This window comes from Devosia sp. P2_G7 (genome assembly GCF_056403495.1).
This window is the reverse complement of the sequence record NZ_JBFUFI010000001.1, coordinates 348,548-363,175: the sequence shown is the minus strand read 5'-3', so window position 1 is coordinate 363,175 and position 14,628 is coordinate 348,548. Positions and strand designations below refer to the sequence as shown.

14 protein-coding genes and 1 tRNA gene are annotated in these 14,628 nt (G+C 65.9%); 5 read left to right on the top strand and 10 right to left on the bottom strand.

Annotated features, from left to right (window positions below; all coding sequences use genetic code 11):
- Positions 1-12: 12 nt before the first annotated feature.
- The 7 genes from AC1DWU_RS01870 to AC1DWU_RS01840 all read right to left on the bottom strand — a co-directional run bounded on the left by AC1DWU_RS01870 (position 13) and on the right by AC1DWU_RS01840 (position 8,605).
- Positions 13-1,740: a glycoside hydrolase family 9 protein gene (locus AC1DWU_RS01870; protein WP_477148254.1), complete on the bottom strand. Its 1,728-nt coding sequence runs from the start codon at positions 1,738-1,740 to the stop codon at positions 13-15.
- Between the two features lie 14 nt (positions 1,741-1,754).
- A complete protein-coding gene (locus AC1DWU_RS01865; protein WP_477148253.1) occupies positions 1,755-2,741 on the bottom strand; it encodes an ABC transporter ATP-binding protein in 987 nt (328 codons plus the stop codon).
- Positions 2,723-3,691 carry an ABC transporter ATP-binding protein gene (locus AC1DWU_RS01860; protein ID WP_477148252.1) on the bottom strand — a complete coding sequence of 323 codons (969 nt, stop codon included), beginning with the start codon at positions 3,689-3,691 and terminating at the stop codon, positions 2,723-2,725. Before AC1DWU_RS01860 ends, AC1DWU_RS01865 begins: the two co-directional genes overlap by 19 nt.
- On the bottom strand, positions 3,684-4,703 hold the full coding sequence (locus tag AC1DWU_RS01855; protein WP_477148251.1) for an ABC transporter permease: 1,020 nt from the start codon (positions 4,701-4,703) through the stop codon (positions 3,684-3,686). The genes AC1DWU_RS01860 and AC1DWU_RS01855 overlap by 8 nt, the downstream gene beginning before the upstream one ends.
- Entirely contained in the window at positions 4,703-5,686 is a 984-nt protein-coding gene (locus AC1DWU_RS01850) for an ABC transporter permease (protein WP_477148250.1), read from the bottom strand. Before AC1DWU_RS01850 ends, AC1DWU_RS01855 begins: the two co-directional genes overlap by 1 nt.
- 51 nt (positions 5,687-5,737) lie before the next feature.
- Positions 5,738-7,414, bottom strand: a complete 1,677-nt coding sequence (locus tag AC1DWU_RS01845; protein WP_477148249.1) for an ABC transporter substrate-binding protein — start codon at positions 7,412-7,414, stop codon at positions 5,738-5,740.
- A 138-nt stretch (positions 7,415-7,552) separates the two neighbouring features.
- Positions 7,553-8,605, bottom strand: coding sequence for a LacI family DNA-binding transcriptional regulator (locus AC1DWU_RS01840; protein ID WP_477148248.1), 1,053 nt, complete (start codon positions 8,603-8,605; stop codon positions 7,553-7,555).
- A 568-nt stretch (positions 8,606-9,173) separates the two neighbouring features.
- Here AC1DWU_RS01840 and AC1DWU_RS01835 point away from each other — a divergent pair.
- Positions 9,174-9,749: a GNAT family N-acetyltransferase gene (locus AC1DWU_RS01835; RefSeq protein WP_477148247.1), complete on the top strand. Its 576-nt coding sequence runs from the start codon at positions 9,174-9,176 to the stop codon at positions 9,747-9,749.
- Between the two features lie 136 nt (positions 9,750-9,885).
- A complete protein-coding gene (locus AC1DWU_RS01830) occupies positions 9,886-10,275 on the top strand; it encodes a c-type cytochrome (protein WP_477148246.1) in 390 nt (129 codons plus the stop codon).
- A gap of 178 nt (positions 10,276-10,453) precedes the next feature.
- On the opposite strand, the gene AC1DWU_RS01825 is transcribed toward AC1DWU_RS01830, so the two are convergent.
- Positions 10,454-10,529: transfer RNA gene (locus AC1DWU_RS01825), tRNA-Ala, on the bottom strand.
- Positions 10,530-10,582: 53 nt separating this feature from the next.
- Complete coding sequence (locus AC1DWU_RS01820; RefSeq protein WP_477148245.1) at positions 10,583-11,605, bottom strand: NAD-dependent epimerase/dehydratase family protein; 1,023 nt, start codon at positions 11,603-11,605, stop codon at positions 10,583-10,585.
- Between the two features lie 77 nt (positions 11,606-11,682).
- Here AC1DWU_RS01820 and AC1DWU_RS01815 point away from each other — a divergent pair, with 77 nt between their 5' ends.
- Positions 11,683-12,231 (top strand): TetR/AcrR family transcriptional regulator, encoded by a 549-nt coding sequence (locus AC1DWU_RS01815; RefSeq protein WP_477148244.1) that lies wholly within the window; start codon positions 11,683-11,685, stop codon positions 12,229-12,231.
- A gap of 249 nt (positions 12,232-12,480) precedes the next feature.
- Here the strand turns inward: AC1DWU_RS01815 and AC1DWU_RS01810 are convergent, their stop codons facing one another.
- The gene (locus AC1DWU_RS01810; protein ID WP_477148243.1) at positions 12,481-13,494 is read right to left on the bottom strand and encodes a Gfo/Idh/MocA family protein; all 1,014 of its coding nucleotides are present in this window, start codon (positions 13,492-13,494) and stop codon (positions 12,481-12,483) included.
- Positions 13,495-13,732: 238 nt separating this feature from the next.
- On the opposite strand from AC1DWU_RS01810, the gene AC1DWU_RS01805 reads away from it, so the two are divergent.
- Both AC1DWU_RS01805 and AC1DWU_RS01800 read left to right on the top strand, forming a co-directional pair.
- Positions 13,733-14,125, top strand: a complete 393-nt coding sequence (locus tag AC1DWU_RS01805; protein WP_477148242.1) for a DUF6152 family protein — start codon at positions 13,733-13,735, stop codon at positions 14,123-14,125.
- Positions 14,126-14,129: 4 nt separating this feature from the next.
- A complete protein-coding gene (locus tag AC1DWU_RS01800) occupies positions 14,130-14,600 on the top strand; it encodes a DUF6644 family protein (RefSeq protein ID WP_477148241.1) in 471 nt (156 codons plus the stop codon).
- Positions 14,601-14,628: the final 28 nt, after the last annotated feature.

The following is a 14,628-nucleotide window of genomic DNA, read 5'->3' as shown; positions in this document are numbered from 1 at the left end:
CCGCTCGAAAGCTCAATACTCCGTCATCGCCAGCAGGAACCAGGCCGCGTGGGGGAGCCATTGTTCGCTCCAGCGCCAGGACTGGAACGGGTCCTCGGTCTCGCAGAAGCCGATGTCGGTTTCGTCCGCGAGGGACGAGGTGATGCCGTTGCAGATGCCGCCGTCGGCGTTGGGGAATTTGGCGGGTCCATAGATGGCCCAGTTGCGGCCGAAACCCTGCAGCATGCATGAATGGTAGGGGTTGAGGCCGAGGATCCAGTCGATGGCGCGCTGCGACTGGATCCGTGCGAGTTCGGCGGTTTCGGGGTCGGTGTGCGGCATGGCGCGGCGGAGCGCGTAGGCGAGGCTGCCGAGGCGCGCGTTCTCGCCCTGCCACCAATAGCCGCTGTCATTGCCGTGCGGATAGAAGAACTGGGCGCCGATGTTGCCGTCGGTGCGCTTCACCAACTGGCGGGGGTAGGCGAAGGGGTTGGCGACTTCGGCGGTGATGGCGGCGAGGTGTTTCACCACTTTGCCGAGGGCGGCGGAGATTCGCACTTTGTCGGCCTCGGGGGCGATGGCGAGGTAGTCGACCAGGGCGGCGATCGGCAGGCCTTCGTCGGAGGCGTGGAAGAACGGGCGGGTGCCGTTGTCGGCGCGCCACCAGCCGTCATAGCCGTAGCCACCGGTGAGGCGGTCGAGCAGGCTGTTGGCGCGTTCGCCTGATTTCGCCAGGTATTCGGGCTTGCCGGTGGAGCGGCTGAGTTCGGTGGCGGCGAGCAGGGCGCAGTAGTCGTCGATGATGTTCTCTTCGCCGTTGTCGAGGTACTCGAGGTTGTGGTCTTCGAGATGGGCGAAGGCGCGTTCGGCTGTGGCGAGGTACTGCGCGGCGGTGAACTCGCCGTCCTGCTTGAGCCGGGAGGCGCGGGCGAGAGCGGCGATGGCCATGCCGCCGCCTTGGCGGTAGCCGGATTCCCAGGTGTCGTGCTTCAGGCCCTTCTGGGTGGAGTAGGAGCAGATTTCGCGCTGCGCGGTGTCGCCCGACCAGCGGTCGAAGACGGTCATGTAGAACATGCCGGCGGGGTCGCACATGCGGACGAGGAAATCGGCGCCCCACAGAGCTTCAGCGCGGAAGGCGGCATGGAGGTTGGCATCGATATGCGGGCAGACCGCGGCTTTGCTTAGGGCCCAGACGACGAGAGGCGTCTGCTGCGGGTTCATGAAGTTGGCGTAGCTTAGGTGGCTCAGGTATTTCGACACGTCGCCCGAGGCATCGTACCAGCCGCCATGCACGTCGGCGCGCGAGTTGCGCTTGTTGCCGATGAATGCGATTGCGCGGTCGGCGCTGTCATAGGGCTCGGCGGCGCGCTGGCTCTGGAAGTAGCCGAGGAGCGCGGCGGGGAAGCGCTCGGCGTAGAGGGTTTCGACGATCTCGAAGGGCTCGGAGGCGAGGTGGGCACCGGTGCTGTCGACCGCTTCGAGGATGAAGCGGCCGATGCTGGTGAAGGCCGTGAACTCGCCGGTCTGCCAGCGCTGAGCCTTCCAGCTTTCGACTTCGACGGCGGGACCGGGGGTGGCTTCGAAGACGACATCGCCGGTAGTGGCGTCGCGGAGGCGGAGCGCCGTGAAGGCGGGGCCTTCGCCGAGGGCGATTACGGCGAACTTCGGCCCTGCGGCCTCGTAGCCGACCTGGTTGGTGGCGATGGCGCGGCTGGAAAAGAGCGCAGGATATTGGGCGTTGATCGCCAGGAGCTGGTTCATCGTGGGTGATCCGGTCAGAGGTGGTGGCAGCGGGCCATGTGGCTGTCGCCGACGGTGGTGGGGCCGGGCATGACTTCGCGGCAGATGTCGGTGGCGCGCGGGCAGCGCGGGGCGAAGGGGCAGCCGCGGCTTTCGGCGGTCCAGAGCGGGATATCGGCGGCGCGGCGGACGGCGGCGCCGGTGATCTTGTTCTTGGGGTTGGGCACCGCGGCGATCAGGAGCTGGGTGTAGGGGTGGTGCGGGTTGTCGGTGATCGCTTCGCTCGGGCCCTGCTCGACGAGGTGGCCGGCATACATCACCGCGGTTTCCTCGGCGAAGTAGCGGGCCGTGGCGATGTCGTGGGTGATGTAGAGAGCGGCGAGGTTCTTCTCGCGCTTCAGGTCCTCGAGCAGGTTGAGGATCCCCAAGCGGACCGAGACGTCGAGCATCGAGGTGGGCTCGTCGGCGAGGAGTACCGTGGGCTCGACCGAGAGAGCGCGGGCGATGGCGACGCGCTGGCGCTGGCCGCCGGAGAGCTCATGCGGGCGGCGCTTCAGGAACTCAGCGGCGGGGACGAGGCCAACCTGGGTGAGGAGGGCTTCGCTTTGCTCGCGGACTTCCTTTTTCGTGAGGCCAGGGCGGTGGATGCGCAGCGGGCGCTCGAGGATGTAGGCCACCGACTGGGTAGGGTTCAGCGAGCCGAACGGATCCTGGAAGATCATCTGCACTTCGGCGCGGTAGTCGGTCAGCGCCTTGCCGGTGAGCTTGCCGACATCGGCGCCGTGGAAGGCGATCTGACCGGCGGCGGGCTCATAGACACGGGCCAGCATGCGTGCGCAGGTGGATTTGCCGGAGCCGGATTCGCCGACCAGCGCCAGAGCGCGGCCGGGGGTGAGCTTCAGCGAGATGCCTGAGAGCGCCCGCAGGGTGGTGCGCTTGCCGACGAGGCCACCGAGCGTAAAGCTCATGTCGACGTCGCGCATTTCGAGGATGGGATCGGCGGTCATGACAGGAGATGACATGCTGCTTCTCCTCCGGTGGCGGGCGTGGGGCGGAGTTCGGGGGCGAGGCGGGTGCAGAGCGGGATGGCTTCGCCGCAGCGCGGCGAGAAGCGGCAGCCTTCCGGCAAGGCGCTGAGGCTGGGCGGCGATCCGGCGATGCCGTCGAGGCGGACGCGCGGGCCGGTGAGCGGCGGGAAGGAGCGGCCGAGGGCGCGGGTGTACGGATGCTGCGGGGCGGTGAGGATGGAACTGGCGGGGGCCACTTCCACCAGTTCGCCGGCGTACATCACGCCGATGCGGTCGCAGAACTCGATCATCAGCCCGAGATCGTGGGTGATGAAGAGGACCGAGAAGCCGAAACGGGCCTTGAGCTCGCAGATCTGCTCGATGATGTCGCGCTGCACCACCACATCGAGTGCGGTGGTGGGCTCGTCCATGATGATGAGCTTGGGTTCCAGCGCCAGGGCCATGGCGATGCAGATGCGCTGGCGCATGCCGCCAGAGAACTGGTGCGGGTAATCGTCGAGGCGGCGCGGGCTGATGCCAACCAGCTCGAACAGCTCGGCGGCACGGGCCAGGGTTTCGGCGCGGCTGGCGCGTGGGCGGTGGGCGAGGATGGCGTCCTCGATCTGTTCGGAGACCTTGATCACCGGGTTGAGGGCGTTCATTGCCGACTGGAAAACGAAACTGACCTCGCTCCAGCGGTAGCGGCGGAGGCGCTCCGCGGTGAAGTTCAGCACGTCCTCGCCCATGAAGCGGACGGCGCCGCCGCTGACGAGCCCGGGGAGCCGGGTGAGGCGGGCCAGCGCGAAGGCGACGGTGGACTTGCCGCAGCCGCTTTCGCCGGCGAGCCCGAAGGCCTCGCCGGGGCGGATGTCGAAGTCGATGCCGTTGACGGCGCGCGACACGGTATTGGCGCCGACATAATCAACGGTGAGGTTGCGGACCTCGAGCAGGGGTGCGTTAGACAAAATCGGCACTCCGGTTGCGGCGCTTGAGGAACCGGCGGATGGGGCCGATGCGGCGGGTGGCGGCGAGTTGTGGATTGGTGATCTCGTCGACGGCGAAGTTGACCATGACGAGGGCCGCACCGGTCAGCATGATGGCGATGGCGGGCGGCCAGATTTCGTACCAGGCGCCGGTCTGCAGGGCCTGCGCGCGCATGGCCCAATAGAGCATGGTGCCCCAGGTGACGGAGTTGGGACTGCCGAGCCCGATGAACTCGAGTGCTGCCTCGGCGAGGATGCCGTAGATGGTGGCGAGGACGAACCCGCCGACCACGAACGAGCTCATGTTGGGCAGGATCTCGCGGACGATGATCCGCCATTTCTTCTCGCCCATCAGCTCGGCGGCCAAGACGAACTCGCGGCTCTTGAGCGCGAGGGTCTGGGTGCGGATGGTGCGCGCACTCCAGCCCCATCCGGTCAAGGCAAGGACGAGGCCGATAACGGTCGGCGACGCCTCCTCGATGAAACTGGCGAGGACGATGATCAGCGGCAGCGCGGGGAGGACGAGCGAGACGTTGACGAAGAAGGTGAGGATCTCGTCGGTCTTGCCGCCGAAATAACCGGCGGAGATGCCGACGGCGAGGCCGATCAGCGTGGCCGAGAAGCCGGCGATGAAGCCGACCGTGAGGCTGGAACGGCTGCCTTCGAGCAGCTGGCTGAAGTTGTCCTTGCCCTGGCGCGAGGTGCCGAGGAAGTGCTCGACGCCGGGCTGGACGTGCGGTTTGCCGGCGCGGCGATAGGGGTCGTAGGGCGTGATCAGCGGCGCCAGCACGGCGAGGATCACGAAGATCGCGAGGACGACCAGCCCGATGAGGCCCTTCTTGTTGGTGAGGAAGAGCTGGACCCAGCCGGGGAGTTTCGCGAGAAGGCGCGAGCGGGGGCGGACGCCGAGCTCGGCCATCAGCTCGCGCTGCGTGGGGGCGGTGAGCTCGGCACGCGGCGCGGCGGTGGTGAGGGCGGGGAGGATGTCGGTCATCAGGCTCTCCCGATCGAGCGCAGGCGGGGGTCGAGGATGACGTTGAGGACGTCGGAGGCGAGGTTGGCGATCAGGACGCTCATGGTGAGCAGGATCAGCTGGGCCTGGATGAAGGAATAGTCGCGCGTCTGGATGGCGTTGAGGGTGAACTTGCCGAGCCCTGGATAGTTGAACACCACCTCGGTGATGAAGGCGCCGCCCAGCACGTAGCCGATCGACAGCGCCAGCGAGGTGATCTGCGGCAGGATGGCGTTGCGCGCCACGTAGCGGTTGCGGATGCGGCGGTCGGACAGGCCCTTGGCCTTGGCTAGAATGACGAAGTCCTCGTTGAGGAGGTTGATCATCGTGTTGCGCATGCCCAGGTGCCAGGCGCCGAAGCTGACGATGACGATCGAGGCGACGGGCAGCACGGCGTGCCAGGCGACGCTGACGAAGGTCTCAAGATTGAAGCCGGGGGTGAGGTTCATCTCGTGGGCGCGGCCGAGCGGGAAGATCGCCCATTGCATAGTGAAGGCGTACCAGAGCAGCAGCGCGACGACGGCCGGGGTGAAGGCGTTGAGCATCACGTTGATGGGGGTGAAGAAGGTGTCGAAGAAGCCGCCGCGGCGCCAGGCCGACCAGATGCCCATCGTGATGCCGATGCCGAAGGAGAGCGCGGTGGCGGTGCCGACGAGGAGCAGGGTCCAGCCGGCGGCGTAGAAGAGGAGGCTCGCCGTCGGCTCGGGGAAGTTGACGGTCGAGATGCCGAAATCGAAGTGCGCGAGGCGCCAGAGATATTGCAGGTACTGGTCCCACATCGAACCCTCGAAGCCATAGGTCTTGCGGATGGCGTCGATCTGATCGGGGCGCAGCTTGCCGCGCAGTGACAGCAGGATGCGGGTTGCCGGATCGCCCGGCATCAGCCGCGGGATCAAGAAATTGAGGGTGATCGCGACGAAGAACGCCCCGAAATAGAACCCCAGTCTGCGGAGGAGGAAGGCCATCGCGTACCCCGAGCGTGATGGGGACGGGCGAACCCGTCCCCGAGGATCAGCTTACTTCGCCACCGGTGTCAGGCTCAGCAGAACCTTGACGCGTTCGTGGATGCCGGAGGGGTTGTTGGGACGGGCCCAGGCGTTGTCGGCGTCCGGCCAGCCGGTGAAGTTGCGGGTCGAATATTCGTACCAGGCGGGGTTGGAGAACAGGGTGATCACCGGCAGGTTCTCGGCTACCTGCTTCATCACAGAGGTGACTTTTTCCTTCTGTACGGCGACGTCGGCCGTGGCGCTGATGGCGGCGAGGTCGGCTTCGATGCCCGGGATCTTCATCTGGTGCATGGACTGCTCGTTGAGTTGCCCAGGGACCATGGTGCGCGGGTTGAACATCGAGTGATAGGTGAACCAGGGTGTCGAGCTGAGGTTCGTCCACATGATGTAGACGTCGAAATTGCCGGTCGGGATGTTGTCGAACCAGGCGCCTTCCTCGGGGGTCTCCATCTCACCGTTGATGCCGATGTCCTGGAGGTTCTCCGAGACGGTCTGCAGCGTATTCACCCAGTCGTCCCAGCCGGCCGGCACGGCCATCTTGAAGGCGATCGGCGTGCCGTCGGGATTGTCGCGCCAGCCGTCGCCGTCCTTGTCGACGAAGCCGGCGTCGTCGAGGACTTTCTTTGCCGCATCCGGGTCGTACTTCATCAGGTACTGGTAAGGCGCGAGCGCCGCGGTATCGATCCAGTCCTTGTAGAACATGCCTTCGCCGATAGGATATTCGGCGGGCGTCGTGAGCCCGAAGGTGGCGATATCGACCAGGGTGCCGCGGTCGATGGCCATCGACATGGCCTTCCTGAACTCGAGATTGTTGAACGGCGCCTTGGTGGTGTTGAGCTGCAGGTTGGTGCCGGCGTCGGGCGGCAGCCAGTAGTGGTTGTCGGGGCTCTTCGAAGCGTAGGTGATATCGGGGTCGGTGATGCCGTCGGTGGCCCAGTCGAGATCGCCATTGGTGATGGCGGCTATGACCTGGAGATTGTCCGACAGCTGCGGGTATTCGATGCAATCGATCTTCACGTCGGCCGCATCGCGGTAAAGCGGGTTCTTGCAGAGCTTGAAGGCGTTGCGCGAGAAGTCGCGCACCTCGGTGAACGGGCCCGTCGCCACCACCTTGGGGTTGGCGTAGTTCACCGGGTCGGCGACGTCCTTCCAGATGTGTTCGGGCAGCGGGAAGACCGGGCCGATATTGAGGCGGGCCAGCGAGTCGGCGGCTTTCAGCTCGAAGCGCACGGTGTGATCGTCGACCGCCACCACATCGACGATCGAGCCGGTGTCCTTTTCGGCATTGTAGATGTCGTAGCCGACGGGGAAATCGAGATGCGCCTTGGCGTAGTTGAAGGTGAAAACCACGTCGGCGGCGGTGAAGGGCTCGCCGTCGGACCACTTCACGCCTTCGCGCAGGTGGTAGGTCACGGTCTTCAGGTCGTCGCCGAGTTCATATGAGGTGGCGAGAGCCGGGAAGTCGTTGTCCGGGTGCCAGACATTGTCGATCCACAGCGGCTCATAAGCGAAATCCTGGACGTAGGCGTGCGGGCCGGTGAGGTTGTAGGGGTTGTAGTTCTCGACATGCGCGTCGGTGTGGACCGGGGCGATGCGGATGATCACCTCGGCTTGTGCCCCGGTGGCGAGAGCCGTGCCGGTAAGGGCGGTGGCGGCGAGAAGGGTCAGTAAACGCAGTCGGTGCATGGCTAGTCTCTCCCTGTGAGATCGATCCCATAATCGATAGGCCAGTGTGCAGTCGAAATAGGCTCCTGAGGCGTAGTCCTAGGTTTGTCGCGAGATCGAACCGGAAAAGTCTCAGAACTTTTCCTGATCTCGCTCTGGTCAGTTGGTCGTCAGCGCCGGCGCCGCAACGCGGGACGTCGGCGAAAGGCTTGGCACCGGACCGACGCTCTGGCGCATGATCAGCTCGGTGGGAATGGTGATGACCGGATCGGCCGGCGGCTCGCCATCGAGGATGGAGAGCAGCAGACGGGTGGCGACACGGCCGGCCTCATCGACCGGCTGGCGCACGGTGGTCAGCGCCGGGGTCAGGTGGCGGGCATGGAAATTGTCGTCGAAGCCGAGCAGCGAAATGTCCTCGGGGACGCGCTTGTTGGCTCGCTTCAAGGCCAGCAGCGACCCCGCCGCGACGTCGTCGTCGCCGGCAAAGATGGCGGTGGTCTCGGGCCGTTCGGCGATCAGCCGGGCCGTGGCTTCGTGGCCGAAGGTCTCGGAGAAGCTGCCGTGCTCGATGAAGATGTCGTCGCGGGTAAGGCCGAACTCGGCGAGCGCCGCATCGATGCCGCGCAGCCGCTCGTGGGTATCGTGGTAGATCGGGCCGCCGGAGAGGTAGATGATGTGGCGGTGGCCCTCGGCGAGGAGCAGGCGCATGCCGTCGAGGCCGCCGGTGAAATTATCGATGCCGACGCGGGCAAGGGCGGGCGGGCATTCGTTGCCGCCGACGCTGACCACCGGGATCCTGGAGCGGGTGAGGATCTCTAGCGCATCGTCGCGCAGGGCGTTTTCGAGGTAGAGGATCAGCCCGTCGCAGGCGCGATCGACCAGCTCGATGATGGCGCGGGCCTCCTCATCGCGGTCGGCATAGCCGGAGGCGACGATGATGCTCTTGCCCGCGTGGCGCGCCGTTTCCTGCATGCCGCCGATCATCTGGGCGTAGAACGGGCTCGAGACGTTGACGACGACGCCGCCGATGATATTGGAGCGATTGGAGCGGAGGCCCCGCGCCATGGTGTTGGGGCGATAGCCGAGCTCGAGGATGGCGGCTTCGACGGCCTTCCGGGCTTCCTCGGAGACATAGCCGTTGCCTGCGATCAGCCGTGAAACGGTGGATCGGGAAACGCCGGCCTTCTTCGAGACGTCGGTAATCGTCGCCATCGGGTACTCGACATGAGATCGATCCCACATATGAGCGTGACAATGGCAGGGTTGTCAACCGGATGCAGCGAGCTGACTGGAATCTGGTGGATACTCTCAGATTCCAATGCAGCCGGGAGCGCTCAGGATATCTGCCGCGCTGTGCCCGCTGGACCGGATCGCACGATCACTGCAAGCCTGCCGGCTGAGTGGACCTCATTGAAAATGAACGACGATTTGCACGACCTCGTCGCGAGGGTGCCGGCTTTTGAGGTGGAGATCGGGCGGTTGTCGGGCGTGCAAAGCCTCAACAACGAAATCTGGATCGTGACCCTGCCGGCGTCGGGCGAGCGGTATGTCCTCCGGGCGGCCAGCCCGGTCGCCCACACGCACCTGGGGGTGCGCCGAGACGAAAGCGATGTTCGCGAGCCTCGATCAGTAGCAGGAGGCGGAGGCAGCGGAGGTGAGGGTTGCCGCTGGTCAGGGCGAGAGACACCTGGTCGCCCGAACCTTGCCGTCAAGTCGTTCGGGTTGCATCGGGCCGCGGTTTGCTGCCTGATGCCCGCTCTACAGCATCGGCGAGAGAGCGATGGCCAGCTTCTCCACAAGACCGCTCGATCTCGGCACCTGGCCGGATTTCGCCGCCCTGGTGGAGCGCCACAACGGCGTCTGGGGCGGCTGCTGGTGCATGGCGTTCCACGCGGAGGGCGCGGGGCATGAGGGCGCCGCACAACACCGAGCCGACAAGGAGGCGCGGGTGCGCAACGGGACGACGCACGCCGCGCTGGTGTTCGATGGCGGCACTTGTGTCGGCTGGTGCCAGTTCGGGTCGCCGGCGGAACTGCCGAGGATCAAGGCGCGGCGGGCCTATGAGGCGGAGCCGCAGACACTGCCGGACTGGCGCATCACCTGCTTTTTCGTCGACAAGGCCTATCGCAAGCGCGGTGTCGCAGCGGCGGCGCTGGCCGGCGCGCTGACCGAAATCGGCCGCCTCGGGGGCGGCTCGGTGGAGAGTTTTCCGGAGGACGCGGAAGGCCGCGCGGTGTCGTCGTCGTTTCTCCACAACGGTACGTTGGGGATGTTCGAACGGGCGGGGTTCGAGCGCCGGCGCCGGCTGGGGAAGGACCGGTGGCTCGTGACGGCTGAGGTGCCCAGGCACGGCTAGAAATCGAAGTGTCGCGGTCGAGTGCTGCGGGCGACGCGGTCTAGGTGACGGCGCCGGGTTGCTCTATACTGCTCGGTGATGACCCGACGATCCGGGAGCTGATTTCGGTCGCGAGGCCAGTCAGGGAGGTCGTGAGATGGTTCGGACCGCGGTTGCGATTGCCGCCCTCATGATGAATGCCGGAGGCGCGTTGGCGCAGGGCGATGTGGCTCTGGGCGAGGAGATGTTCCAGTTCAGATGCGCCACCTGCCACGCGGTGGGTGAAGGCGCCAAGAACGGCCCTCCGCTCAACAACCTGATCGGGCGCCCCGCTGCCTCCGTCGAGGGTTTCAAGTACTCGGACGGCATGGTTGAGGCGGGGCAAGGCGGGGTGGTCTGGGATATCGAGACGCTTACCAAGTTCATCACCAAGCCACGCAGCGTGGTCAATGGCTCGAACATGTCCTTCACGGGGTTGCGCGACCCAGACGATGTTGCCAACGTCATCGCCTACCTCGCCACCTTCTCCTCGCCGCCGGCCCAATAGCCGGCGTAGCAGCAGCGAAGCGTCGTCGCGCCGCCTCACGGCCTGCGTGGACACCGCTCTGCGGGAGGCTATGGCGCGGATTCTATTCGGTCATCCGCAGAAAATGGCGTGCCACCGTGAAGCGCGCTTCTGCAGGTTAGCCAACGGAGTGCATTGAGCTAGATAGTGAAAATCGAAGTGGTGGAGCTGAGCGGAATCGAACCGCTGGCCTCATCATTGCGAACGATGCGCTCTCCCAACTGAGCTACAGCCCCGCTTCGATGGCGCGCTTATTAGCCAATCTCGCGCCGTTGGACCAGTCCTTTTTTCAGGCGAGGAGACGCTGGGCGATGAGGCTTTGCGCGGTGGCCACGGCGGCGTCGGGGCCGGGGATGGTCGGGCGGGCGAGCAGCAGGCGGCCGCTGTTGCCGTCGACGCGGCGGATATGGCCGAGTTCGGCGGTGTTGGAGCCGATCTGCGGGTCGAACAGGCCCATCAGGCGGACCACCCAGTTGGGCAGCTCGAAGCGCGGGGCGCGGGAAGAGGCCTGGGGCAGGGCGGCGCGGAGCGCGCTGGCGAGCTCGAACAGGGTCATCTCGCGGTCGGACAGGATGTGACGCTTGCCGCCGGCGTCCGGTGCGGTCATGGCGGCGACCTGGGCGGCGGCGACGTCGCGGACGTCGACGATGGAGAAGCTCATCTTGGGCGCGGCGGGCATCGAGCCGTTGAGCAGGCGAAGCACCAGCGCGCCGGAGGTGCCGACATCCTCGTCGAGCAGCGGGCCGAGGATGGCGCCGGGGTTGATGGTGGCGAGGCGGTCGCGGGCCTTGAACTGCTCGGCGATGCGCCACGCCTCGCGTTCGGCGCGGAGCTTCGATTCGGGATAGGCGCTGACCTTGGGGCTGTCGGTATTGGTCCAGTCAGCGGTGGTGAAGGTTCGGCTGTAGTCATCGTGGCCGTAGGCGATGGCGGCGATCGAGGAGGTGACGACGATGCGCTCGACGCCCGCGGCGAGCGCGGCGGTTACGGCGCGGCGGGTGCCCTCGACGGCCGGGCGGATCAGGTCGTTCTTGTCCTTGGGCATTTCGAGGACGAAGGGGGAGGCGACATGCTGCAGGTAGCGGACACCGGACATGGCCTCGGCCCAGCCCTTGTCGGAGAGCAGGTCGAGGGCGACGAACTCGAGGCGGGAGGTATCGGCGCCGTGGGCGGCGAGGGTTTTCCTCACCTTTTCGGCCTTGTCGAGGCTGCGCACCGAGCCGCGGACGGTGTAACCTTGCTGGAGGAGTTGCAGGGCGACGTGGCCGCCGAGGAAGCCGGAAATGCCGGTGAGCAGGACGCGGTCTGACATGGTATCTCTCCGTTGAATTGAACGATATGTACGAATATCGTTCAATTCGTTCAAGTGGTATGCGAAGGAAAATCGACGTGGCGGAAATCGACAAGCAGGAGCAGATCCTTTCGGCGGCGCGGCGGCTCATCCTGCGCCAGGGTTTGCGCGCGACCTCGATGGAGGCGATTGCGGCCGAGGCGCGGGTCGCGAAACCTACGCTCTACAAATACTACGGGGATAAGAACGTAGTGTTCGAGACGATTGTCTCCGAGCTGATGGTGGAGCTGCACGAGGGGTTCGTGCGGGCACTGCGGGGAGACGGTGACCTGGTGGCGCGGCTTAGTGCGGCGCTTTCAGCCAAGTACGAGGCGATCGGGCGGCTGCTGGGGGATTCACCGCACGCGGAAGAGCTCTATGACGAGCACGAGAAGGTGCGGCCTGAGGTGCGGGCGACCGAGGATGTGATCGACGCGATGGTGGCCGAGGAGCTTGGGAAGGCGGGGGCGAAGGAGCCTGAGGCGCTGGCCCGGCTGGTGCTCGATGCGGCTTATGGGATCAAGCGGAAGGCGCGGACGGCCGGGGATATCGGGCCGGGGATACGGTTGCTGGTGGAGCGGTTGGTGGGGCCGGAGGTGCGGGGGTAGGGGGGCACACTTAGGCCGGCGCCGCCTGACCTTAAGGGGAGGGAGACGTCGGCAGCGACAGCCGGAGCGGGAAACGGCCTCCCTCTTGCGATTTCTAGGACTTAGCGAAGGGCTAAGCCCAAGAAATCGCCTTCTCCCCCGCAAGAGGGGAGATGGCTGAGAGAGCGGTGCTGGCGGCCGCCCCCTCCACCACCCGGCGGGTGGTCCCCCTTCCCCGCCATGCGGGGGAGGATCATGGAGAGACCGAGTTTAGACTTGGGCCCAGGCGCCGGTTTTTTCGCTTTTGAAGACCGCGTCGATGACCTTCATCGATTTGATGGCGTCGTCGACACCCCAGGGGAGCGGCTTGTTGCCGAGGACGGCCTGGGCGAAGGCTTCGGCCTGTTCGGTGTACTGGTCGCAGGGGGCGATGATCTCGCGGCGGCTGAGGTGGCCATCGGGCGCGTAGCCCGGGTCGACGAGCAGCGCGGTGGCGGTGTCGGCGGGGGCGTTGAACGGGATGACCAGCTCGACGCGGCCCTTGGTGCCGAGCAGTTCGAGGGACTGGTGGTTCACGGTCTGGGTGGAGCAGACGAAGCTTGCCTGCCTGCCAGCGCCGAAATCCATGATCACCGAGGCGAGGCGGTCGGTCTTCATGACCGGATCGCGATCGACCAGCGAGACGACGCGCTGCGGCTCGGCTTCAAACAGGTAGCGCGAGCCGGTGATCGGGTAGCAGCCGATATCGTAGATGCCGCCGCCGCCGATATCGGCCTGGTTGCGGACGTTCGTGGGGTCGGTGAGGTAATAGGTGAAGACCCCGCGCACGGCGCGTAGTTCACCAAGCTCGCCGGAGCGGGCGATCTCGCGGGCGCGGGCCCATTGCGGGTGCCAGCGGACCATAAAGGCTTCGTAGAAGATGATGCCGGGCGGCAGCTGGCGCAGCTGCTCGGCTTCGCCGGCGTTGAGCGCAATGGGCTTTTCGCAGAGCACGTGCTTGCCGGCCCTCGCGGCGGCGAGCGTCATGGGGACGTGCAGGTGGTTGGGGAGCGGATTGTAGATGGCGTCGACATTGGGATCGGCGAACAGGGCTTCGTAGCTGCCATGGGCCACTGCCTTGCCGGTGAGGCCAAGCTCGGCGATGTACTCTTCGGCCTTGGACTGGTCGCGCGAGGCGACGGCGACGACTTCGCTCGAGGGCGACTTCATGATCGCCGGCGTGACCTTCTTGAGGCCGATATTGGCGGTGGACAGGATGCCCCAGCGAACTTTCTTTTCTGCCATCGTTCCCTCCTCGAAATAGCCGGGGAGTCGTAGCGGGGTGCGATGCGCCCGTCCACTGAGACAGTGCCGCTGCACTATCGACCTTCGGTGGATGATCGGAGATGAACGGGAGATAGACGAAGGCTGAACGCGGAATTGGAGAGGATCAGGCCAAAGTGATGGTCGGGGCTCGGTGAGCGGGTTGACGCTCGGGCGTCCCGGCCTAGGGTTGAGTGGATCGACGGGAAGGAGGCCTGAGATGAGTATTGGAGGACTTTCTGTTCGTGGACTGCTGGCCGGGGTGATGCTGGCTTGCGTTCTGCCGGCGATGCCGGCCTTCGCGCATCATGGCTGGGCGTGGACCGAGGAGGCGTTCTTCGAGCTCACGGGCATCATCAAGTCGGTGTATGTCGGCAACCCGCATGCGACGATGGATGTCGACGTGGACGGCGTGGTGTGGCGGGTGGAACTGGCGCCGCCGGGTCCGACCATGGCGGCCGGGTTCACCGAGGAGACCGCGAACCCCGGCGACGAGGTGGTGGCGCTCGGCAACCGGTCGCTCGACCCGAACGAGAAGCGGATGAAGGCGGTGCGGATCACGGTGGGCGGCAAGGCCTACGACATCTATCCGTCGCGCGTGCCGGCGAACTAGCCGGATGGAGGCGTGGCTGGAGGCGATCGAGCAACTCGCCTGGGTGCGGGTGCTGAAGAGTTCGTTCTTCGCCTATCCGATCGTCAACGCCGTGCATGTGCTGGCGGTGGGGGCGCTGGTGACCTCGGTGGCGTTGATGGATCTCAGGGTCATCGGCGTGGTGCGGAGCGTGCCCGAGGCGCCGTTCGTGCGGCTGCTGCGCCGGGTGGCGCTGGGGGCGTTCGCATTCGCGGTGGCGACCGGCGTGACGATGTTCGCGGTGCGGGCGAGGGAATATGCGGTGATGCCGCTGTTTCTCGTGAAGCTGGGGCTGATCGGGGTGGCGGGCCTGAATTTCCTGGTATTTTCGGCGATCGACCGGCGGCGGGCGACGGGTGAACCAGCGCCCATGGTGGCGCGAGTGGCGGCGGGGGCGTCGATCGGGCTGTGGGTGACGGTGGTGCTGGTGGGCCGGTTCCTCGGGTATGTGGAATAAGGGCCGCTGTTGGCGGATGAGAGAATAT